This is a genomic window from Streptomyces sp. SID5785 (assembly GCF_009870065.1).
Lineage (GTDB): Bacteria > Actinomycetota > Actinomycetes > Streptomycetales > Streptomycetaceae > Streptomyces.
In genome coordinates this window covers 1-567 of sequence record NZ_WWIA01001033.1, presented here as the reverse complement: position 1 = coordinate 567, position 567 = coordinate 1, and the positions used below count along the sequence as shown (strand labels likewise).

The 567-nt window shown below is 80.8% G+C and carries 1 pseudogene; it reads right to left on the bottom strand.

The window, feature by feature from the left end:
* A pseudogene (locus GTW43_RS33400) lies at nucleotides 1-567 on the bottom strand (NAD(P)/FAD-dependent oxidoreductase); the annotation flags it as partial.

Sequence of the window (567 nt, the reverse complement as noted above, 5' to 3'; positions counted from 1 at the left end):
GCCCCCGTCGCCTCCGCGACGTCCTGCGGGGTGCGCGCCTCCTGCCACAGCAGCCGCCCGTCCAGGTCCGGCACCGCCCGCCGGGCCGCCGCGACGACCGCCGCGACGTCCTCCTCGCCCACGCGCCCGCCGCCCGGCACCGTCGCCGTGACGGTGACCGCCTCGTGGTCCGCGTCGGGCACCTGCGCGGCGTCGCCCGTGCGCAGCACCGCGACCGTGGGTCTGCCGGGGCGCGGTGCCCCGTCGAACAGCCAGGCCGCCTCCGCCGCCCGGTCCGCCCCGTGCACGACGGTGCGGTGGGGGATGTCCGCGGGGCGGGCTCCGCGCAGCGCCAGGTGGACGGTCAGCCGGCTCGGCCGCGCCGCCTCGCGCTGGGCGGGCACCGCGCCCCGCACCGCGCGGTCCGGCAGCAGCCCGTCGAGCACGGCCGGCGCGACGCCCGCCACGACGGACTCCGCGTCCTCCACCGTGCCGTCGGCCAGCTCCACGCCGGCCGCCCGGACGTCCTTCACGACGATCCGCCGCACGTCCGCGCCGAACCGGAAGTCGACCTTGCGCCGCACGCAG